Genomic DNA, 20,066 nt, shown 5'->3' with positions numbered 1-20,066 from the left:
CGCCCGCTGGGGCGCGGTGGGCGGCGGCACGCGGAACGGCCGGGGGAGGACCTCCTCCCCCGGCCGTTCCCCTCTCCGGCGCGGACCGGGTCCCCCCGGCTCAGGCCCGTGTCTCGGGAGGCCCCCCGCCGCCGTCGGCCCGGCGTTTGGCGGCCAGCCGCTCGGCCAGCTCGTCGCGGACGATCAGGTCCGCGTGGACCCGCCCGGTCCGGTAGGCCACCCGGGCGGCGATGTGGCCGGCCACGGGGACCGTCACCACCTGGAACAGGCCCACCAGGATCAGCGTCCCGATGTTGAACACGTTGGTCTCCTCCGGGATCAGCCGGATGCCGATCCCGACCAGGACCAGCAGGAGCCCCAGCACCTGCGGCTTCGCCGCGGTGTGCATGCGGGAGAGCAGGTCGGGGAAGCGGATCAGGCCCACCCCGGCGACGAGGGAGAGCAGCGCCCCGGCCAGCAGGCACAGGATCGCGATCCAGTCCAGGACGGCGACGACCTGGTCGCTCATGACGAACCCCCTTCCTCAGGGGCCGGGGCCGGGGGCTCGGTCGGCGTGGCCACGTGCTCCTCCGGGCGGCGGGCGACGAACTTGGCGATGCTGATCGAGCCGATGAAGCCCAGGAGCGACAGCACCAGCAGGGTCGGCAGGACCGTCGGGTCGCGGTGGAAGGCCGCGTAGGCGCCGATACCGGTCAGCGCCGAGGCGAGCAGCACGTCCACGGACAGCGCCCGGTCCAGGATGCTGGGGCCGATCACCATACGGGTCACGCCCAGCAGGACGGCCGCCCCGAGCAGGAGGCCGATGGCGATCCACAGGATGTTCACGCGTCCTCCCTCCGGTCGTCGACGGTCGGTCCGGCACGGAGCGCGTCGACGTCCTCACGGGTGCCCAAAGCCATCACGATCCGCTCCTCCAGCTTCCAGATGTCCTCCCGGCCGGCCTCGATGCCCTTCTCGTCGTCCGCGCCCAGCAGGTGCACGTACAGGATGTGGTTCGGCTGGGAGACCTCGACGATCACACTGCCGGGGATGATCGAGCTGGCGATCGCCGTGCACACCAGCATGAGGTCGGCCTCGGTGCGCAGCGGCACCGCGACCACCGAGCTGCGCACGGGGCCGGGGGAGAGGGTCTGCACCGTCACCCGGAAGCTGGCCACGGCCATCTTGCCGAACACGTACACGAGCATGCGGACCAGGTACACCGGCCGGAACCGGAACCCCGGGGTGATCGGCGGCAGCGGGAAGACCAGCATGATCACGACCGACACCAGGAACCCCAGGACCAGCAGGCCGAGGGACTCGAAGCGCAGCCGGAAGCCGTCGAACAGCAGGAGCCACACCAGGGTCATGCCGAGCGCCACCGGGACCTGGACCTTGCCCAGGCGCCGCCGCAGTGCGGCCAGACCCATCCTCTTCTTCGCCTTCAGGTCGATCACCGGGTGCCTCCGAGAACCGCCTCGACGTACGGGGTCCGGGCCATCAGCTCCACCGCCGCCTCCGAGGAGTAGTGGATCAGCGGGCCCGCGAACACGGTCAGGGCCAGGCCGAACGCGACCAGCGCGACCGTGGCGCCGACCATGCTCTTGGGCAGGACCACGGACGTCACGACCGGGCCCGCCAGGGTCGAGGTGTCGCCGAGTCGGGAGGACGGGCCGACCGCCTCGCCCGGCCCCAGGGCCGCGGTCGACGCGTCGTCGGCCTCGACGTCCTCCAGCACGGTGCCGGGCTCGGCCACCATGCCCTCGGAGGGCGTCCGCCAGAACGCGTAGTTCCACACCCGCGCGATCACGTACAGGGTCAGGAGGCTGGTGAGGACCGAGGCCCCGACCAGCGTGTAGGAGAGCGGCGTGCCCGCCTCCACACCGGCCTGGAGCAGGCCGATCTTGCCCAGGAAGCCGGACAGCGGCGGGATGCCGCCCAGGTTCATCGCGGGGATGAAGAACAGGACCGCCAGCACCGGCGCGATCCGACCCAGCCCGCCCAGCTGGTCCAGCGACGTCGACCCGCCCCGGCGCTCGATGAGCCCCGTGACCAGGAACAGCGTCGTCTGCACGGTGATGTGGTGCGCCACGTAGAACACCGCTCCGGCCAGGCCGTGCTCGCTGCCGAGCGCCACGCCGAACAGCATGTAGCCGATATGGCTGATCAGCGTGAACGACAGCAGACGCTTGATGTCGGTCTGCGCGACCGCGCCGAGGATGCCCATGATCATGGTGGCCAGGGCCACCCACATGAGCAGGTCGTTGAGGACCTGGCCCGGGAAGAAGAGCGTCTGGGCGCGGATGATCGCGTACACGCCCACCTTGGTGAGCAGGCCCGCGAACACCGCCGTGACCGGCGCGGGGGCGGTCGGGTAGGAGTCGGGGAGCCAGGCGGCCAGCGGGAAGACCGCCGCCTTGATGCCGAACGCGAACAGCAGCATCACCTGGAGGACGACCCTGAGGTCGGGGGAGATCTCCGGGAGGCGCTCGGCGAGCTGCGCCATGTTGACCGTGCCGGTGGCCCCGAAGATCAGCGCGATGGCGATCAGGAACAGCACCGACGACACCAGCGACACGACCACGTAGATGGCGCCCGCCCGCATCCGCGACTGGGTGCCGCCCAGGGTCAGCAGCACGTAGCTGGCGGTCAGCAGGATCTCGAACCCGACGTACAGGTTGAACAGGTCACCGGCGAGGAAGGCGTTGGAGACGCCGGCCACCAGGATCAGGTAGGTCGGCTGGTACACCGACAGCGGCGCGACCTCGGCCTTGCCCGCCATGCCCTGGCCGATCGAGTAGACGAGCACGGCGAGCGTGATCGCCGCCGAGACCGTCACCATCAGGGCGGACAGCTGGTCGGCGACCAGGGTGATGCCGATGGGCGCGTCCCAGCCGCCCACCTGCACGGCCTGCGGTCCGAACTCGTAGGCGCCCAGCATCAGCGCGAACCCGATGACCAGCACGAGGGCCAGCGAGATGACGCTCAGCCACTGCTGGACCCGCGGCCAGCGGATGCCGAGGGCCAGCTTGACCCCGGCCGCGAACAGCGGGAGCACCACCGGCAGGGGAATGAGGTAGTGCACGAAACCGACGAGGTATTCCCCATCCATGATCAGTCACTCCCTTGCAGGTCGCTGTCCTCGGCGCGGGCCAGGCGCTCGCGCTCGGCCGACATGGTCTGGCGCGCCTGGCGCCGCTGCGAGCGGATGCGGCGGCGCAGCTCGCGCCACAGCTCGCGCTCGGCGGCCCGGTCGGCGCGGCGGTGCTCGCGCAGCCGCCTGCGTCCCAGGCGGATGCGCCCGCGAAGCTCCTGCACCTGGGCGGTCATGCTCTCCGTGCGGTCGGTGAGCCTGCGCATGGTCTCCTGCGACCGCTCGTCCGGCCCGCTCTCCTCGGCCTCGACCTCGTAGCGGGCCAGTTCGGCCTGGGCCGCCGCGATCTCCGCCTTGATGCGGGCCTGCTCGGCCAGCTCCTGGGCGTCGGCGGCGGCGATGGTCGCCTGGAGCTCGGCGCGCTGGCGGCGGATGTCGGCCTGGAGCCTGCGGCGCTCCTTGGCGAAGCGCTGCCGCACCGCGCGTCGGCCCTCGCCCTGCACGATCCTGATGTCCTCGGCGTCGTCCTGGACCTCGTCGTTGCCCTCGAGCTGCCAGTTCCGGTACGCCATCGCCAGCAGGAACGCGGTGATGCCGAGGGTGATGACGATCGCCGTCAGGATCATCGCCTGCGGCAGCGGATCGGTCATCTCCTCCGGCTCGGACAGCCACAGGATCGGCGGCTCGCCGGCCTCCCCCGCCATCGACAGGATCATCAGGTTGACGCCGTTGCTCATCACGATGAAGCCGAGCAGCACACGGGTGAGGCTGCGCTCCAGCAGGAGCACCACCCCCACCGCGACGAGCACGCCGACGAGGACGACGAGGATCAGGCTGGGTGACTCGTTCACGAGGTGACCTCCTCGGCCCGGGCCAGCGCGTCTGCCCTGGCGTCCTCTTCCGCGTGTGCGGCGTCCCTCTCGATCTGTTCGTCGATACGGGCGCCGAGGCTGCGCAGGATGTCCAGGATCAGGCCGATCACCAGCAGGTACACGCCGATGTCGAAGATCATGGACACGGTGACATGGGCCTCGCCCAGGATCCAGAGGTCGATGTAGGCGTCCCCTCCCGCGAGGACGTCGGTGCCGAAGATCGCCCCGCCCAGCGCCGTGCCGGTGGCCAGCGCCAGCCCGGCGCCGATCAGGGCCCCCGGCTGCACCCACGCCGTGGCGTACAGCTCGAACCGGCCTCCGGCGAGGTAGCGGACGATGAACGCCAGCCCGGCGACGATGCCGCCCGCGAACCCGCCGCCGACCGCCGTGTGGCCGGTGAGCAGCAGGTACACGGAGATCACCATGATCACCGGGAAGAGGAAGCGCGAGACGACCTCGAAGATGACCGACCGGCGCTCGGTGGGCAGGGCGTCCGCGCCCGGCAGCCAGGCGTTGTTCCACCTGGGCTTGATGTGCATGCTGTCCGGCGCCATCCGCAGCTCGCCCAGGTCGATGCTGCTCCGATCGCCGGCGGGCTCCGGGGACTTGGTGACGGACACCGCCATCACGCCGCCCGGAGCCTTGCGGGGCTGTGCCCGGCGGCGCACGAACATGAGGCTCGCGACGCCGGCGGCCGCGGCGGCGAGCACCGAGATCTCGCCCATGGTGTCCCACGCGCGGACGTCGACCAGCAGCACCGAGATGATGTTGTACCCGCCGGCCTCCTCGGCGGCGGCGGGGTACCCCTCGGAGACCGAGGGCGCCTGCCGCGCGGCGAGGGCGAACCAGGTCATCGTGGCGACCAGGATGCCGGTGGCGGCGCCGATGGCCATGTTCCACACCCGGCGGCCGCGCAGCGCGGGCGCCGAGAAGAGGGAGGGCAGCCGGCGCAGGACCAGGACGAAGACCACCAGGCTGACGGTCTCCACCAGGAACTGCGTGAGCGCGATGTCCGGCGCGCCCATCAGGTAGAAGAGGGCGGCGATGCCGTAGCCGCCGGTGCCCACGAGGATCACCGCGAACAGCCGCCGCCGCACGAACAGGGCCAGCAGGGCCGTCCCGGCGACGATCACCGCCGGGATGACCTGGACCGGGGTGTCCCACAGGCGCACCTCGGGGTGCGGCCCCTCCCAGATGCGGCCGCTGACCATCCACCAGCCCGCGGCGACGACCAGGGAGACCAGGACGGTGCCGAGGTAGACCGGCAGCGAACCGCGCTGGGTCCGTCCGGTGACCTGGAGCGCCAGGTTCTCCAGGGCCGCGAGCATCCGCCGGTAGACCCGGTCGGGGTCGACGAAGGAGGTGCGGGTGCCGATCCACACGACCTGGTGGCGGAAGTAGAACAGCACGAGGCCGACCGCGACGCAGACGGCGGACAGCAGGAGGGGGAGCTCGAAACCGTGCCACAGCGCCAGGTGCGTGGCGTACGCGCCGGGTGCGAGGGGCACCGTGTCCGCGTAGCGGGCGAGGAGGACGTCGAGCGCGTGGGAGAGGGGTCCGCCCAGGAGGCCGAGCGCGGCCATGGCCGCGGCGGGCGCCAGGAAGAGAGCTCCGGGGGCGTGCACCGGGGTGTCCGGGACGTCCTCCTTGACGGCGAACGCCCCCCACAGGAAGCGCAGGCTGTAGGCGACCGTGAGGACGGAGCCGGTGACGATGCCGACGAGGACGGCGGTGTCGAAGGGACCGCCCTCCGTGAAGGCGCCGAAGGCGAGCTCCTTCGCGGCGAAACCGAGAGTGGGGGGCAGGCCCGCCATCGAGGCGAGCGCCAGGACCGAGATCCAGAAGGTCCCGGGCATGGAGGTGCGCAGGCCGGACAGCTCACGCAGGTCGCGGGTGCCGGTGCTGTGGTCGATGATGCCGACCACGAGGAACAGCGGCGCCTTGAACAGCGAGTGCGCGATGAGCATGGACACGCCGGCGAGGGCCGCGGCCCGGGTGCCCGCGCCGAGCAGGACGATGAGGAAGCCGAGCTGGCTGATGGTGCCGTAGGCCAGGACGAGCTTGAGGTCGTACTGGCGCAGCGCCTTCCAGCCCCCGAGCAGCATGGTGAGCACGCCGAAGAACAGCGCCGACCAGGTCCAGACGGCGGAGTCGGGGAAGGCCGGGGTGAGCCGGGCGACCAGGTAGACGCCGGCCTTGACCATCGCCGCGGCGTGCAGGTAGCCGGAGACCGGCGTGGGCGCGCGCATGGCGGCGGGCAGCCACAGGCTGAACGGGAAGAGCGCCGACTTGGACATCGCGCCGACCATCACGAGGGCGAGGGCGACCTCGACCAGGGTTCCCGAGGGCGGGGCGGCGACGAGCTCGGAGATCACGTAGGTCCCGGCGGTCTCGCCGAGGATGATCATGCCGACCAGCATGGCCAGGCCGCCGAAGGTGGTGACGGTCAGGGCCGTCATCGCCGAGCGGCGGCTCTCCTTGAGCTCCGTGTTGTGCCCGATGAGGAGGTAGGAGAAGACCGTGGTCAGCTCCCAGTACACGAAGAGCTGGATGAGGTCGTCGGCCAGGACCAGGCCGAGCATGGCCCCGGCGAAGGCGACGAACACCCCGGCGAAGCGGCCCAGGCCGGGCTCGGAGTCGTTGAAGTAGCGGGCGCAGTAGACCAGGATCAGCGTGCCCACGCCGGCGGCGATGAGCGTCATGACCAGCCCGAGCGTGTCCATGTACAGGCCGAGCCTGAGCGAGAACTCGGGGGCCCACTCCACGGAGGCCGAGAGCTCGCCGCCGCGCAGGACGGCGGGGGTCTGGAAGAGGGCCCAGACGGTGGACGCGCCGGGGACGACGGCGAGGGCGAAGAACGCGTTGCGGCCCCACTGGCGTACCAGTAAGGGTGCGATCGCCGCTGCGATGAAATGCGCGATCAGCACTGTTGTCAATGCGCCCCTCCCGGACCGGTCCGGGCCCGCCCGGTGCCGGGCGGACGTCCACTGCCCCCAGCGGCGGTCCTCGTCGTCCACAAGCGGACGCGTGGACGGGGTGTCGCTACGGTTTGTGGGGGCATGGATGCTTATGAACTTGCGTGCCTAAGCTATTTAATAGTTAGACTACACAAACGTCAAACCACCGCGCGGGTCGGAGGACCCGCGGCGCCCGCCCAGCCTGCGAGGACCGTTTCGTGCCCGACGAGACCCACGAGCCAAGTGCCGAGCAGCCAAGTGCCGAGCTCGAAGAGTTCCAGCGTGCCTGGACCGAACTGATCAACGCGGCCATACACGCGCGCTCGCGCAGCGGCCACGGACACCGGGGTGCCGAAGAACTCACTCTGACGCAGGCCCTGCTCATGGAGGCGGTGCGGGGCATGGACAACCCGAGTGTGGGCGCCGTCGCCCAGATCGTGGGCGTCTCCTCTCCTTCCGCCACCCGCATGATCCAACAGCTGGAGCGCAAGGGCATGATGGCGCGCCGCCGCTCGGAGCGGGACGAGCGCAGCACGGTGGTGGCGCTCACGGAGGAGGGTGAGCGGGTCCTCGCCATCCGGCGCAAGGAGATGGAGCGCAAGCAGCGGCAGGTCTTCGACGCCATAAGGCCTTCGCTGCGACCCGTCGTGCTCACGCTCCTGCGGGACCTGCGAGCGGCGGTGGACGACACCTGACCCGCGGTCGGCGGACCCGACGGGCGCCGGCCGCCGCCCGCGGTCGGCGGACCCGCCCCTCCGCGCGGGGCCGCGGTCAGCCCCGGTCGCCGGAGGCCTCCGGCGACCCCTCCCGCGAGGGCGGCGCCGCCCCCTCCACGAGGTGCAGACCCGCGACGCCGGCCAGGATCAGCACGACGAAGCCGATCCGCAGCGGGCTGACGGCCTCGCCGAGGAGCGCGATCCCGGCCAGGACCACCCCGGCCGCGCCGAGCCCGACCCACACCGCGTACGCCGTGCCGACGGGCAGGTCGCGCAGCGCCAGGGACAGCAGCGTGAAGCTGGTCGCGGCGGCGCCCACCGCCAGGGCGCTCGGCCAGAGCCGGGAGAAGCCGTGCGACTCCTTCATCGCCAGCGCCCACACCACCTCCAGGGCGGCGGCGGCCAGGAGCAGCGCCCAGGGGAGAGGGAGCCACTCGGAAGGGTGCGGCGCGCTCACGCGTTGGCCCCGGCGTCGACCAGGATCGACGTCCCCGTGATGCTCCGCCCGCCCGGCCCGGCCAGGTGGGCCACCGACGCCGCCACGTCCTCCGGGTCGGTGTAGCGCCCCAGGGCGGTCAGCGCGCGCTCGGCGTCCGCGCCGGGGCCGTCGGCCGGGTTCATCTCCGTGTCGGTGGACCCCGGGTGGACGAGGTTCACGGTGATCCCCCGGGGGCCCAGCTCGCGGGCCAGCGAACGGGTCAGCCCCACCAGGGCCGCCTTGCTCGTCGTGTACAGGGTGGCCTCCGGGAGGGAGGCGCGCTCGCTCAGGTTGGTCCCGACGCCGATGATCCTGCCCCCCGGCCCCATGTGCCGGACGGCGGCCTGGGCGGCGACGAACGCGGCGCGGGCGTGGACGGCCATCGACCGGTCGAACTCGGCCACGGTGGCGTCGCCGAAGGGGCCGAAGACGGCGATCCCCGCGTTGTTCACCAGGATGTCCGGTCCGCCCAGGCGCGCGTGGACGAGGTCGACCGCCTCGCGGATCCGGTCCGGTTCGGCGGAGTCGGCGCGGACCGCGAGGGCGCGGACCCCGGCCGCCTCGGCGTCGCGGACCAGCGCCTCGGCGCGCTCCCGCGCGTTCAGGTAGGTGAACGCCACGTCGGCGCCGTCGGCGGCCAGCCTGCGGACGATCGCGGCGCCGATCCCGCGGCTGCCGCCCGTGACGAGCGCGACCCGTCCGGCGAGGGGACTCCGTGTGCTGTCGTGGGCCATGTCGGCTCCCTGGTGCGTTGCTGGGGGTGGTGTGTGTCCGGGGAGGGTTCCCCGTGCGGCCGATACTAAGTGGAATTTTTTCCACTTACAAGGGGGTGGCGGGGTTCTGGCTATACTCGCCGCGTGTTCGCAGGTCACCAGGAACCCCCGCAGGCGGCCCCGTGAGCGGCCCCGCGCCGCGGCGCCGGACGCTCCCCATGGCCGGAGCGGCGCGCCCCGAGCGCGCCGACGCCGCCCGCAACCGCCGGGCCCTCCTCGCCGCCGCACGCGAACTCCACGCCGAACACGGCACGGAGGGCCTCACCCTGGAGGCCGTGGCGGCCCGCGCGGGCACCGGGGTGGGCACGGTCTACCGGCGCTTCGGCGACCTGGCCGGGCTCACCCACGCGATGGTCGACTCCCAGGAGTACGAGTTCCAGAGGGGCTTCCTCGAAGGCCCGCCGCCCCTCGGGCCGGGAGCGCCGCCCCTTGAACGGCTGCACGCCTTCGCCGACGCCTTCGTCGACCGCCTGGAGGCCCAGGCCGAACTCCTCGCCGTCGCCGAGACCGCCTCTCCCCGGGCCCGCTACCGGAGCGGGGCCTACGCCGCCCACCACGCGCACCTGGTCTCCCTGGTCGCGGAACTGCGCCCGGACGCCGACCACGCCTACCTGGCGGACGCCCTGCTCACCCCCCTGGAGGCCGCGCTCCACGCGCACCAGCGCCAGGGGCGCGGGATGTCCGAGGAGCGGGTCCGCGCCGGGGTGCACGGGGTGGTCGACCGCATCGCCCGCCCCTGAGGCCGGGGGAGGGCCGTGCGCGGCCCGGACGGCGGGCGTCCCGCCGCCCCCGGGGCCGGGGGCGGCGGGGGCGGCGGGGAGACGCCGGAGGGTCCCCGGGCGCGGTGGCGCGTCCGTCCCCGGCCGGTTCTGCCTTCCGCAGAAGGGCGCCGTGCGCCTCCCGGCCGCGCCGGGCGCGGCGTACGCTCGGAGGAGACCACCGCTCACCCACCGGGAGGACCCGATGACCGACGTCCTACGCTCCCTGGACGAGGCCCGGAGGGGTCACCGCGCCGAGGAACCGCCGGAACCGCTCATGCGGGACCTCATCGGCGACCTCCTGCGACGGACCCGGACCGAGCAGGGCCGGACCCTGCGCGAGGTGGCGGAGGACGCCCAGGTCTCCCTCCCCTACCTGTCCGAGATCGAGCGCGGGCGCAAGGAGGCCTCCTCCGAGGTCCTCGCCGCCGTCTACCGCTCCCTCGGCCTCAGCATGGCCGACGTGCTCGCCGCACTGTACGAGCGGACCGTGATGGTCCCGCTCACGCGAACACGCTCCGGCCCGGGCGACTTCCGGCGCGCGCCGGCCGCCCCCGTCGCCGCCCCCGCCCACCAGGCCGGGGTGGTCCTCTCCCTGGCCGCGTAGCGGCCCGCGGTGGGGCCGCCGCGGGCCCAGCCGCTCTTCGCTCTCCCCGGCCGCGCAGCGGCCCTGCTCCGCCCCCCGACGAGGTCGGGGGGCGGAGCGCGTCCGGGGCGACCGGTCCGTGCGGGGCCCGGTCCGCGCGGACCGGCGCCGGGAGGCCCCGGGGACGGCGGCACGCCCGCCGGGCCCCGGGCCCACGGCCCCTCAGGACGCGCCGACGGCCTCCGGTGCGACCTGGCGGGTGGTGATGATCCCGTCCACCAGGCCGTACTCCTTGGCCTGCTGCGCGGTGAAGATCTTGTCCCGGTCGGTGTCGGCGCGCAGCCGCTCCACCGTCTGCCCCGTGTGCCGCGCCAGGATCTCCTCCACCTGCGAGCGCACCCGCAGGATCTCGCCCGCCTGGATCTCCAGGTCGGCGGCGACGCCCTGGCCCTCGCCCGAGGGCTGGTGCAGCAGGACCCGCGCGTGCTCCAGCGCGAGCCGCTTGCCGGGCGCGCCCGCCGCGAGGAGCACCGCCGCCGCGGAGGCCGCCTGGCCCATGCACACCGTGGCGACGTCGGCGCGCACGAACCGCATGGTGTCGTAGACCGCCGTCAGCGCGGTGTTCGAGCCGCCCGGCGAGTTGATGTACAGCTGGATGTCGGCGTCGCTGGACTCGTAGTCGAGGTGGAGCATCTGCGCCATGACCACGTTCGCGACGTCGTCGTCGATCGGGGTGCCCAGGAAGACGATCCGCTCCGACAGCAGCCGGCTGAAGACGTCGAAGGACCGCTCGCCGTGGGGCGTGCGCTCCACGACCATCGGCACCGTGTACCGCCCGCTCATCGGGTTCCCCTCGCCGTGCCCGTGGCGAAGCCGGGGGCGTGCGTGCCCAGCCGGATGCCGCCGCCGTCGACCTCGGCCACGGACGCGACCACGTGGTCGACGAACCCGTAGTCCCTGGCCTCCTCCGCGGTGAACCAGGCGTCGCGGTGCTGGTCCCGGGAGATGGTCTCCTCCGACTGCCCGGTGTGCCGGGCGATCAGCCGCACCATGGTCTGCTTGGTGTGCGCGAGGTTCTCCGCCTGGATGGCGATGTCGGCGGCGGTCCCGCCGAGCCCCCCGCTGGGCTGGTGCATCATGATGCGCGCGTGCGGGAGGCTGTAGCGCTTCCCTGGGGCGCCGACGCAGGCCAGGAACTGGCCCATGCTGGCGGCGAACCCCATGACCAGCGTGGACACGTCGTTGGGGATGAAGTTCATCGTGTCGTAGACGGCCAGCCCCGCGGAGACGGATCCGCCGGGGCTGTTGACGGCCAGCGTGATGTCCTTGTGCGGGTCCTCGTCGGCGAGCAGCAGCAGCTGGGCGCAGACCCGGTTCGCGCTGGTCTCGTCGACCTGGGTGCCCAGCAGCACGATGCGGCTCCGCATGAGGCGCGCCGCCATCTGGTCGTCGAAGGCCGCCCCCGCCGCCTCGTGCGAGGCGACGGGAAGTGGGTGGATGGACATGGAACCCTCCTCGTCCGGCCCTCCGTGGCGGGATGGTCGCCCGCCCGGCCGGTGGTTCCAGCCTGCGGCCGCGGCCCCCGCGGCTTCCACCGTTTCGGCCCGCCGCAGATCTGCCCCTGGCAGACCCCGTTCCGCGCCCGAAGGGGGAAGGGGCCCACGTCCGGGGGTGTGCACGTGCGAACAGGCGTGCATCGGTTTATGCGGTGGAATGCGCCGATGCCCGTGTGCAATTGTCGTGCATGCGGGGAGAGCTTATAGATTTCCGATCGAAATGTATACCCCGGGGTGATACATCCCTGTCCCGAGAAGGTTTCTTGTGAAGTCGGTGGCGGGCATCTCGGCTGTTCATGGTCTCGGAGGTGTATTTTTGGTCGACCTCTGACAGTGTTTATGTTCCTGGAAACAGGAAATGGAGGGTGCGATTATGCTCCGATGTTGAGTGGTGGCCATTGGGTGGTGTTCGGTTGGAGATACAAATCCTCTCCCAGGAGCCCCGGATACTGGTCGGCGGTCGGCTGGTGGAGCCGGGACCCCCGAAGGAACGGCTCGTCCTCGCGATCCTTGCCCACTCGGCGGGAAAGGTCGTGCCGGTCCGGGTGCTGATCGACCGGGTGTGGGGTCAGGACACACCGGCCTCGATCCGCACCAGCCTCTACTCGCACATCACCCGCATCCGCAGGCGCCTGCGGGAGGCGGGGGCGGAGAACCGGCTGGAATCCCGGTCCCACGGATACGTCTTGGAGGCCACTCCCGACTCCGTTGATCTGTATCGAGCTCAAAGACTGTGCGGGGACGGCGAGAAGCGCCTACGGGAAGGGGAGCACCAATCTGCGGCCGAACTCCTTTCGCAGGCTTTGGGGCTCTGGAAGGGTGATCCGCTCGTCGGGGTCCCGGGGGCATGGGCCGAAGCTACACGCGACCGTATCGAGGAGATCCGTCTGAAGGTGCTCATGCGCTGGGCCGAGGCCCAGGCGGAGCTGGGTGAGTACGACGAGGCCGCCGATCGCCTTGCCGAGGCCTGCGCTCAGAGTCCTGGAAACGATTCGCTGGTCCACACCCGGATGCGCGTCCTTGCTGCGGCCGGCCGCCAGAGCGAGGCCGTCGAGTGCTACGGGGAATTGCGTGACTTCTATCGGGAGGAACGCGGAGTCGAGCCGAACCCGCGGACACGAAGACTCTTCCAGGAGCTTCTCGAGGGGGACCGGCGGACGGAGGAAAGGGCGTCCGCTCCCGAACGGCGAGTGGACGGGCCGGGTCCCGTCGTCTTCGACAACCTCGAAGCCGGGCTGCCGGACTTCGTCACCCGTGAGGCGGAACTCGAGATGCTCCTTGCCGGAGCCCGGACCGCTACCGCCACCACTGTCGTCCAGGTGGTGGAGGGAAGCGCGGGTGTCGGTAAAACGTCGCTCGCCGTCAAAGCGGCCCAGATCCTGCGCGAGGACTACGACGTCGTCATCCACTTGCTCCTTCGTGGGACGAATGGTCCTGTCCAGCCCGCGCACGCGCTCCACCGACTGTTGCTCATGCTGGGGGTGCCTCACGAGCAGATACCCCAGGGGGTCGGGGCCCGAGCGGACCTGTGGCGGACCCGTCTCTCCCGGCACCGTGCACTCATCGTCCTGGATGACGCCGTCCGGGGGCAGGTGGCGCCACTGGTCCCGGGGGTGGCAGGCAGTACCGTCCTGGTGACCAGCCGCCAAAAGCTCACGGAACTGGACGGCGCGCGCACCTTGACCCTCGGACCGCTGTCCCCCTCCGATTCCGTCCGGATGCTCTCGGCCCTCACGGGCAAGGCCGCCGAGCCGGAGGCGGCCGGACGGCTGGCGTCGCTGCTCGGCGGACTGCCCCTCGGCCTCCGCCTGGCCGCAGGCCGCTTGCGCCGACACCCCACATGGCCCCTCGACTACCTCGCAGACCGGATCGCACGGAACGGCATCGAAGAGGTATCGGCCGGTGAGCGGGATCTGACCTCGGTCTTCGAGCTCTCCTACACGGACCTGAGTCCGAGAGCACGGTCCGCGTTCCTGGCCATGGGGATGCACCCGACGGCGGAGGCCTCTCTCCACGTGGTCGCCGCAGTACTGGGGGACTGGGATGGAGCAGAGGGGGCGATGGAGGAGCTCCTCGGCGTCCACCTGGTGGAGGAGGCGGAACCGAATGCGTATCGGATGCACGAGCTTCTGAGGAGCTTTGCGCGGCATCGGGCAACCGAAGTGCTGTCACCGGGCGAGCGCCGCAGTGTAGGGCACAGGTTCCTCGACCACTACCTCGCGATCGCCGACGTGGTGGACCGTGCGGTCGCGCCTGGCCGTTCCCGTCTGGACGTACGACCGACACACGCGTCGCGCCTCCCCTGTTTCGAGGACGCCCGTGAGGCGGGGCAGTGGTTCTCGACACATTTCCCGGAGATAGAGGCTGCGGTCGGGTACGCACACTCGCACGGATTCATGGGGCATGCGGCCCGCATCCCCCTGGCATTGGCCGGCCTGTTGGACAAGTACGGTCCGTGGGACGGTGCCGAGGCCCTCTACCTCGGGGCCGTCGAGGCGTGGCGCTGGATCGGCAGGGGGCCGGGGCTCGGCAGGGCCCTGTACGAACTGGGCCGGGTGCGGTGGCGACTGCGCGATCTTCCCGCCGCGGTGGAGGACATCCGGGCGGCCCTGGCGGAGAGCGAGCGGCGAGGCGACCGCACAGGCCATGCCTGGGCGATGGACCAGCTCGGTCTGATTCGCCAGCGTTCCGGCGACGACCGGGGCGCTCTAGCCGAGTACCGGGAAGCACTGACGGAGTTCCGTGCCCTGGGTGACGACCGGGGTGTGGCCCAGGTGTTCAACCACATGGGGATCAGCCAGAGCATCTTGGGGCAGTACGAGGCTTCCGAGGCATCCCTCACGACGTCGGTCGCGCTCCACCGCTTGCTCGGTGACATCAACTCTGCAGCCCAGGTACAGATGAACCTCTCGAGGGGGCTCTACCTGAACGGATACCACCGCGACGTGAGAAGGGCGTGTGAGCGTGGTCTGGCCGTCTTCAAGCAGACCGGCGACGACCGCTCCGTCGCAAAAGTCATGCAGGGCATGGGCCTGGTGGCCGAGTACAAGCACCAGTACGAGGAAGCGCTCGACTGTTTCACGGAGGCACGGCGGCTGCTCCGGAGCCGGGAGGACGAGGCCGAGATCATCGAGGCCGACGCCGGCCTCGCTGCTGCCCTCCTCGGCCTTGGCCGGCACGATGAGGCCGACGCGCTTCTGGAGTCGGCCCTGAGGCGCGTTCGTGCCCTGGGAGTGCCGGAACTCGAGGCGCGACTGCTGCTCGTCCAGGGCGACGCGCGTGTGGAGGATCGACGCTTTTCGGAGGCGCGCCTGTGTTACCGCAACGCCCGTGAGTTGGCCAGGCGCGGAGGGGAGCGCTCGTACGAGGCGAGGGCTCACGACCTTCTCGGTGACCTGCTCCGCCGCGAGGGGCGTGAGAGTGAGGCGCTCGAACACTGGAACCGCGCGATCACCCTTCTCAAAGGGGTGCAAAACCCCCATTTGGGATCGATACGCATCAAGGTGGAAATGTGTTCTCGATTCGGTAGTTGAGTACTAGGTCGCCTAGGCGTAATGAGCGTGGTTTGTCCGCTAGGATCTGGTGCATCACCCCGTAGGTTCTCTGCGGTCTGGTGAAGCGGTTGGGGCTCTGTGTCTGACCGGTGAATCATGATGATCCGATAGTGGGGGAGCAAAGGCGCTCATGCCTCCTGAGGTAAATTCCGACCTTCGTAAACTTGGCGCGGCCCAGTCGCGTCGAGCGAAGGCAAATTCCGGCCCTCGTGAGCTTGGCGCGGCCCAGTCGCGTCGAGCGGTGGCCCACATGTGGCCCTGGTTCTTCTAGGGCTCCGAGCAGGGTGTTCAGGCTGACGCAAGTTCTCGGTCAGCCTGACTCAAGGTCCCGCAAGGGGGCCGCAAGGGTTTTTTCATAATTCCCCCAGATGGGTGCTTCATTGTTGCTTCCAGCTTGATCTTAGAGCTGGAAGGGGAAAGCAATGGGATATGGATTTCAAGGTTGGCGGGGAGATTCTGTCGGGCCTGTCGCCCCAGTTACCTTCGAAGTCGAGAGAACTCTTCTCGTGCTTCTCGAAAACAGGCAGGCGGCAAACAGGGTCGATGATTTTCTCGGAATTTTCGAGCAGGACAGGCGTATCCAGGTGGTTTTCGCTGTAGGTCGGGGCTCACGTTTCGAGCGGAGTGCTGAGGCCTACACCCGGAACCTCGACGGCCTCGTCCTGACAGCCGATCAGGTGGAGCGCTTCGAGTTCGACCTGGCTATCGCAGCGAACAACAGTCACAACAGCCACCTTGAAAAGGTGCGGGCACCGACCCTCGTCATACCGCACGGGGTCGGTTTCTCCAAGATCGTCAAGGCTGCGACCGGCTACGGGCCTCCACTGGTGCGTCCGCCGGTGAACGATGCTGTTTATTCCAACCTTGTCCGATACGGCAGGGTCATTCCAGCGGCGATCGGTGTTTCCCACGAGAATCATCGTGCCATCCTCGCCAATGTGGTTCCTGAGTCTCTTGAGGTGACCCATCTCGTGGGTGACCCGTGCCTCGACAGGGCTTTGATGTCTCGTCCCGAACGGGAACGCTACCGGCAAGCCATCGGAGTGGGAGACGGTGAGAGGCTCGTACTCCTGTCGAGTTCTTGGGGAAGGCGCTCTCTTCTGGGGCGTCACCCCGGTCTGCTCGAACAGCTCATGGACGACCTCCCGCATGACCACGTCGCCGCTGTGAACATCCATCCGGGAGTCTGGTCCGCTCACGGAGGGCGTCAGGTTCACGCCTGGCTCGCCGGAGCACGTCGGCGCGGCCTTCGGGTCCTCGCCGAGAACTCCCCGTGGCTGGGTCTGCACGTCGCCGCAGACGTTGTCATCGGCGACCATGGATCCACCACCTATGTGTCCAGTGCTCTCGGAACTCCAGTGCTCCTCGCCAGTGGTGACCTCACCTACCTGGCTCCCGGATCACCCCTGGAGGCGTTGCACCGGTATGCGCCCGTCTACGAGCCGACTCGACCCCTGATGCCGCAGATCGAGAAGACTGCCGAAAGCCACGACCCCCAACAAGCCTCCCTCTTCACCTCGTTGCTCACCTCCGCCCCTGGGCGGTCCGCAGAATTGCTGCGCGCACTCGTCTACCGCCTGATGAACCTGTCAGAGCCCGTTGGCGCGGCCTCTCTACCGGAGGTTGCGGTACCGAGATTCGTCGGTGGAGGGGCAGGAGAGGGGGTGTCGGTCGCGTGAAACCGACAAGGGCGCGGGCGGCGCTGTCCAGAGTGACCCTTTTTCCCGCCCTCGACCGCAGCACCCCGCTCCTCCTGGACGAGCACCTTGTGGTGGTCGCAGGCCCCCATACGGAGCGATGTTGGCTCTTGGCGGCGGACGTCGTCCTTCTGCCCAGGGACGGTGACCTCAGCCCCGAAAGAACGTTCGGAGACCTTGTTGGAAGCAGTGTGGTCGCAAGCCTGGGTCTGCCCTCGTCGGTGCATGTGCGAGGAGTGCCGGACGGCTTGACGGTGGCGGCAGACGTCCCTGCGTGGGTAGTGGCTTCCGTTGCCTATGCCTGGTTGACGGCAGGGGGGTGCGTTGAGGGGCTGGAGGCTTTCCTCGCGTCAGCCGAGCTCAGCTCTCCTCGAGTTGTCGGAGGGCGTCCAGACCTCGCCGCGTCTCTTCGGTCTGGGGAGCGGACAGCGAGATGTAGATGGAGAGCGCTCGTGTGAGCTGACGTCGCGCTTCGCCGAACTGCCCGGATTCCCGGGCAGCATCGGCGAACATGACCCGGACACGGGCCTCCTCCGTTTCCGCCCTCAGGTCACGGCTGAGCCCGAGCGCTTCCTCCAGAACAGGCACGGCGTCCGGAAATCGTCCTGCGCTGATGTACGCAGAGGCAAGACCGACCAGGGCTCGGAGGCGCATATAGGCTTCAGTGCTTTCAGGAAGATCCTTCAGGGCTCTGGTGAAGTAACGGACGGATGCTTCGTGGTCTCCCATTGCGGAGGCGGCCTGGCCCAGGCGTCGGTGGACCAGGACGATGCCGCGCTCCATCCCGATCTCCTGGTAGATGCGTAGGGCCTCTCGGAAGCAGTCAAGGGCTTTCCTCGGTCGACCACGGTCGAGCTCGAGCACGCCGTAACCCTCCAACGCGGCGGTACGGCCGACGACGTGGTCGGCCCGTCGCCACAACGGGAGAGCTCGGTGATAGCTGTCACCGGCCTGGTCCAGTCTTCCGAGTGTGCGTTGGAGGGCGGCCAGGACCGACAGGAGATACGCCTGGGCGGCGGGGTCGTCGATGGCCTCGGCGGAGGCCAGGCCGGTCGTGTAGGCCTCCTCCCAGGCGGTGTAGTGCTTGCGCAGCATGAAGAGGTTGCGCAGGGCCTCGCACAGCTGCCAGCACACGGAGTGGCGGCCGGTGCCGTGGGCGAGGCGCACGCACGCGCGCAGGCACTCCAGTTCGGCCTCCAACCAGTCCAGGGCCTCGGCGCGCGAACCGAACGCGCGCCGGGGCGGCCGGTCGAACACGGGCGCCAGGTGCCAGCGGCCCGGGTTGAGGGTCCGGTCGGCGGCGGCGGACGTCTCCAGGTAGAAGTCCAGCACCCGGTCCACGGCGGCCTCGCGTTCGGAGCCCTCCCCGCAGCCCTCCTCCGCCAGGGACCGGGCGTGCAGCCGCGCGAGGTCGTGCTGCCGGAGCCGCCCGTCGGCCCCCTCCTCCAGGAGGCTGGCGGCCACCAGGTCCGTAAGCAGGTCCTCGGCGTCGTCGTCCGGCACGCCGGCGAGGGCCGCGGCGGCCTCGGGGGTGAGGTCCCGGCCGGGCGCCAGGCCGAGCAGCCGGTACATGCGCCGGGCCGGCTCGGACAGGAGGGCGTAGGAGGCGTTGAACGCGGTGTCCACGGACAGCTCCCGTGTCTGGCTGAGCGCGGCCAGGCGCCCGTGCTCCCCCGACAGCCGCGACACCAGTCGGCTCAGCGGCTGGTGGGGGCGGTCGGTGAGGCCGCTGACGGCCGCCCTCAGGGCCAGCGGCAGCCGCCCGCACAGGTCCACCAGCTCCCTGGCCGAGGCGGGTTCGGCGCCGGTGCGGCCGTCGGAGAGCATGAGCGACACCAGGCGGACGGCCTCCGGCTCGTCCAGGGGCCGCACCTCGAGCAGTTCGGCGCCGTCGAGGCGGAGCCCGGCGAGGTGCAGGCGGGACGTGACCACGACCAGGTGCGGCCCCCGGCCCGGGAGGAGGGCGCGGACCTGGGCGGCCGAGAGCGCGTTGTCCAGCAGGACGGAGATCCCCAGGCCGTGGGTGCGGGAGCGGAACGCCGCCGCACGCGCCCCCGTGTCGTGCGGGATGGCGCCGGGGTCGACGTGCAGGGCCCGCAGGAACCCGTCCAGGACGTCGCCGGTGTCGGCGGGGCCCGGCTCGCCGAACCCCTGGAGGTCGGCGTAGAGCGCTCCGTCGGGGAAGGCCCCGGCGTTCTCCTCCAGGAAGTGGGTGGCCAGCGCGGTCTTGCCGACGCCGCCGGTCCCGCTGAGCACGACGACGCGCCCTCCGCCCCCCTCGCGGGCCTGTCGGCCGACGGAGTCCAGGAGGCGGGACTCCCGCTCGCGGTCGGTGAAGAACCGCGGGGTGTGCGGGATCTGCCGGGGGACCCTGTGCCGGTGCGGCGGTCCCGCGCCCACGCCCACGCCGCCGTACACGGTGCCCACCTGGATCACCGTGCCGTGGTTGTCACCGGTGACGCTGTTCCCGGGGGGCCCGGGTCCCGTCCGGTCGCGGTCCTTCTCGGGGGGCATGGGCTTCTCTCGATGCCAAGAGGCCGACAGAGGGAAGACCTACCCCCTGCCGTTCCCGGTCAATCCCCCCGCTGCTCCCGGCCGGTCCGCGGCCCCCGTACAGGCCCGGGTCCTGCCGGGATGAGCGGAGAAGGGGCAAAAAAAGCGGCAAAAGAGTCGTTCAGGGGATGGACTCGCCGTGTTTTCCCCTCCCGGCAATGGGCACGGGGAGAGGGCATCTACGTGGGGGAGGAACCTGTGGAGATCACCGGAATCATCAGTGCGATCATCGTCGGCCTCATCATCGGAGCACTGGGCCGCCTCGTCGTGCCGGGGAAGCAGCATCTGCCGATCTGGCTCACCCTGCTCCTGGGCATCGTGGCCGCCTTCCTCGGCGGCTGGATCGGGGCGATGATCTGGGACCAGTTCCTTTTCATCCTGGTCATCCAGGTTCTTGTCGCCGCCGGAATCGTCTACCTGGCGGACGGGATGTACTCGAAGAACGCGAGGGGGACCGCCTAGCGGAACCGCCCCGGCCGGTGCTCCCGGCCGG

At 70.6% G+C, this 20,066-nt stretch carries 17 protein-coding genes; 6 read left to right on the top strand and 11 right to left on the bottom strand.

Going from position 1 to position 20,066, the window contains the following annotated elements; translation table 11 throughout:
- Positions 1 to 100 precede the first annotated feature (100 nt).
- The 6 genes from mnhG to ABZ234_RS25365 are packed head-to-tail and all read right to left on the bottom strand — an operon-like array spanning position 101 to position 6,872.
- The gene (gene mnhG / locus ABZ234_RS25390; RefSeq protein WP_267946920.1) at positions 101 to 508 is read right to left on the bottom strand and encodes a monovalent cation/H(+) antiporter subunit G; all 408 of its coding nucleotides are present in this window, start codon (positions 506 to 508) and stop codon (positions 101 to 103) included.
- The gene (locus ABZ234_RS25385) at positions 505 to 825 is read right to left on the bottom strand and encodes a monovalent cation/H+ antiporter complex subunit F (RefSeq protein WP_344182378.1); all 321 of its coding nucleotides are present in this window, start codon (positions 823 to 825) and stop codon (positions 505 to 507) included. Before ABZ234_RS25385 ends, mnhG begins: the two co-directional genes overlap by 4 nt.
- Entirely contained in the window at positions 822 to 1,436 is a 615-nt protein-coding gene (locus ABZ234_RS25380) for a Na+/H+ antiporter subunit E (protein WP_355013705.1), read from the bottom strand. Before ABZ234_RS25380 ends, ABZ234_RS25385 begins: the two co-directional genes overlap by 4 nt.
- Positions 1,433 to 3,091, bottom strand: coding sequence for a Na+/H+ antiporter subunit D (locus ABZ234_RS25375; RefSeq protein ID WP_355013704.1), 1,659 nt, complete (start codon positions 3,089 to 3,091; stop codon positions 1,433 to 1,435). The genes ABZ234_RS25380 and ABZ234_RS25375 overlap by 4 nt, the downstream gene beginning before the upstream one ends.
- 2 nt (positions 3,092 to 3,093) lie before the next feature.
- Positions 3,094 to 3,924: a Na(+)/H(+) antiporter subunit C gene (locus ABZ234_RS25370; RefSeq protein WP_267946916.1), complete on the bottom strand. Its 831-nt coding sequence runs from the start codon at positions 3,922 to 3,924 to the stop codon at positions 3,094 to 3,096.
- On the bottom strand, positions 3,921 to 6,872 hold the full coding sequence (locus tag ABZ234_RS25365) for a Na+/H+ antiporter subunit A (RefSeq protein WP_355013722.1): 2,952 nt from the start codon (positions 6,870 to 6,872) through the stop codon (positions 3,921 to 3,923). Before ABZ234_RS25365 ends, ABZ234_RS25370 begins: the two co-directional genes overlap by 4 nt.
- 248 nt (positions 6,873 to 7,120) lie before the next feature.
- Between ABZ234_RS25365 and ABZ234_RS25360 the strand changes: the two genes are divergently transcribed.
- Positions 7,121 to 7,597 (top strand): MarR family transcriptional regulator, encoded by a 477-nt coding sequence (locus tag ABZ234_RS25360; protein WP_267946915.1) that lies wholly within the window; start codon positions 7,121 to 7,123, stop codon positions 7,595 to 7,597.
- 76 nt (positions 7,598 to 7,673) lie between these two features.
- Here ABZ234_RS25360 and ABZ234_RS25355 read toward each other — a convergent pair whose 3' ends face one another.
- On the bottom strand, positions 7,674 to 8,075 hold the full coding sequence (locus tag ABZ234_RS25355; RefSeq protein ID WP_355013703.1) for a multidrug efflux SMR transporter: 402 nt from the start codon (positions 8,073 to 8,075) through the stop codon (positions 7,674 to 7,676).
- Entirely contained in the window at positions 8,072 to 8,830 is a 759-nt protein-coding gene (locus ABZ234_RS25350; RefSeq protein WP_267946913.1) for an SDR family oxidoreductase, read from the bottom strand. The genes ABZ234_RS25355 and ABZ234_RS25350 overlap by 4 nt, the downstream gene beginning before the upstream one ends.
- 161 nt (positions 8,831 to 8,991) lie before the next feature.
- Here ABZ234_RS25350 and ABZ234_RS25345 point away from each other — a divergent pair, with 161 nt between their 5' ends.
- Together ABZ234_RS25345 and ABZ234_RS25340 are read left to right on the top strand one after the other, a co-directional pair.
- Positions 8,992 to 9,609: a helix-turn-helix domain-containing protein gene (locus ABZ234_RS25345; protein WP_355013702.1), complete on the top strand. Its 618-nt coding sequence runs from the start codon at positions 8,992 to 8,994 to the stop codon at positions 9,607 to 9,609.
- 223 nt (positions 9,610 to 9,832) lie between these two features.
- Positions 9,833 to 10,234, top strand: coding sequence for a helix-turn-helix transcriptional regulator (locus ABZ234_RS25340; protein WP_355013701.1), 402 nt, complete (start codon positions 9,833 to 9,835; stop codon positions 10,232 to 10,234).
- Between the two features lie 201 nt (positions 10,235 to 10,435).
- Here the strand turns inward: ABZ234_RS25340 and ABZ234_RS25335 are convergent, their stop codons facing one another.
- The gene (locus ABZ234_RS25335) at positions 10,436 to 11,056 is read right to left on the bottom strand and encodes an ATP-dependent Clp protease proteolytic subunit (protein ID WP_267946911.1); all 621 of its coding nucleotides are present in this window, start codon (positions 11,054 to 11,056) and stop codon (positions 10,436 to 10,438) included.
- Entirely contained in the window at positions 11,053 to 11,718 is a 666-nt protein-coding gene (locus tag ABZ234_RS25330) for an ATP-dependent Clp protease proteolytic subunit (protein WP_355013700.1), read from the bottom strand. Before ABZ234_RS25330 ends, ABZ234_RS25335 begins: the two co-directional genes overlap by 4 nt.
- Positions 11,719 to 12,182: 464 nt before the next feature.
- Between ABZ234_RS25330 and ABZ234_RS25325 the strand changes: the two genes are divergently transcribed.
- Together ABZ234_RS25325 and ABZ234_RS25320 are read left to right on the top strand one after the other, a co-directional pair.
- Positions 12,183 to 15,302, top strand: a complete 3,120-nt coding sequence (locus ABZ234_RS25325) for a BTAD domain-containing putative transcriptional regulator (RefSeq protein WP_355013699.1) — start codon at positions 12,183 to 12,185, stop codon at positions 15,300 to 15,302.
- 527 nt (positions 15,303 to 15,829) lie between these two features.
- Entirely contained in the window at positions 15,830 to 17,002 is a 1,173-nt protein-coding gene (locus tag ABZ234_RS25320; RefSeq protein ID WP_355013698.1) for a hypothetical protein, read from the top strand.
- Positions 17,003 to 17,380: 378 nt separating this feature from the next.
- On the opposite strand, the gene ABZ234_RS25315 is transcribed toward ABZ234_RS25320, so the two are convergent.
- Positions 17,381 to 19,534: a tetratricopeptide repeat protein gene (locus ABZ234_RS25315; RefSeq protein WP_355013697.1), complete on the bottom strand. Its 2,154-nt coding sequence runs from the start codon at positions 19,532 to 19,534 to the stop codon at positions 17,381 to 17,383.
- A 237-nt stretch (positions 19,535 to 19,771) separates the two neighbouring features.
- Here ABZ234_RS25315 and ABZ234_RS25310 point away from each other — a divergent pair, with 237 nt between their 5' ends.
- Positions 19,772 to 20,035, top strand: a complete 264-nt coding sequence (locus ABZ234_RS25310) for a GlsB/YeaQ/YmgE family stress response membrane protein (protein ID WP_267946905.1) — start codon at positions 19,772 to 19,774, stop codon at positions 20,033 to 20,035.
- Positions 20,036 to 20,066: the final 31 nt, after the last annotated feature.

The organism is Nocardiopsis sp. NPDC006198 (assembly GCF_040613895.1).
GTDB lineage: Bacteria > Actinomycetota > Actinomycetes > Streptosporangiales > Streptosporangiaceae > Nocardiopsis > Nocardiopsis tropica.
The sequence above is the reverse complement of the archived record's forward strand: the minus strand, read 5'-3'. Positions and strand labels throughout refer to the sequence as shown.

Bases quoted from the DNA above. Each gene is read 5' to 3' on its own strand.
- ABZ234_RS25315 (WP_355013697.1), bottom strand. From the start codon at position 19,534: ATGCCCCCCGAGAAGGACCGCGACCGGACGGGACCCGGGCCCCCCGGG.
- ABZ234_RS25335 (WP_267946911.1), bottom strand. From the start codon at position 11,056: ATGAGCGGGCGGTACACGGTGCCGATGGTCGTGGAGCGCACGCCCCAC.
- ABZ234_RS25375 (WP_355013704.1), bottom strand. From the start codon at position 3,091: ATGGATGGGGAATACCTCGTCGGTTTCGTGCACTACCTCATTCCCCTG.
- ABZ234_RS25340 (WP_355013701.1), top strand. From the start codon at position 9,833: ATGACCGACGTCCTACGCTCCCTGGACGAGGCCCGGAGGGGTCACCGC.
- mnhG (WP_267946920.1), bottom strand. From the start codon at position 508: ATGAGCGACCAGGTCGTCGCCGTCCTGGACTGGATCGCGATCCTGTGC.
- ABZ234_RS25350 (WP_267946913.1), bottom strand. From the start codon at position 8,830: ATGGCCCACGACAGCACACGGAGTCCCCTCGCCGGACGGGTCGCGCTC.
- ABZ234_RS25330 (WP_355013700.1), bottom strand. From the start codon at position 11,718: ATGTCCATCCACCCACTTCCCGTCGCCTCGCACGAGGCGGCGGGGGCG.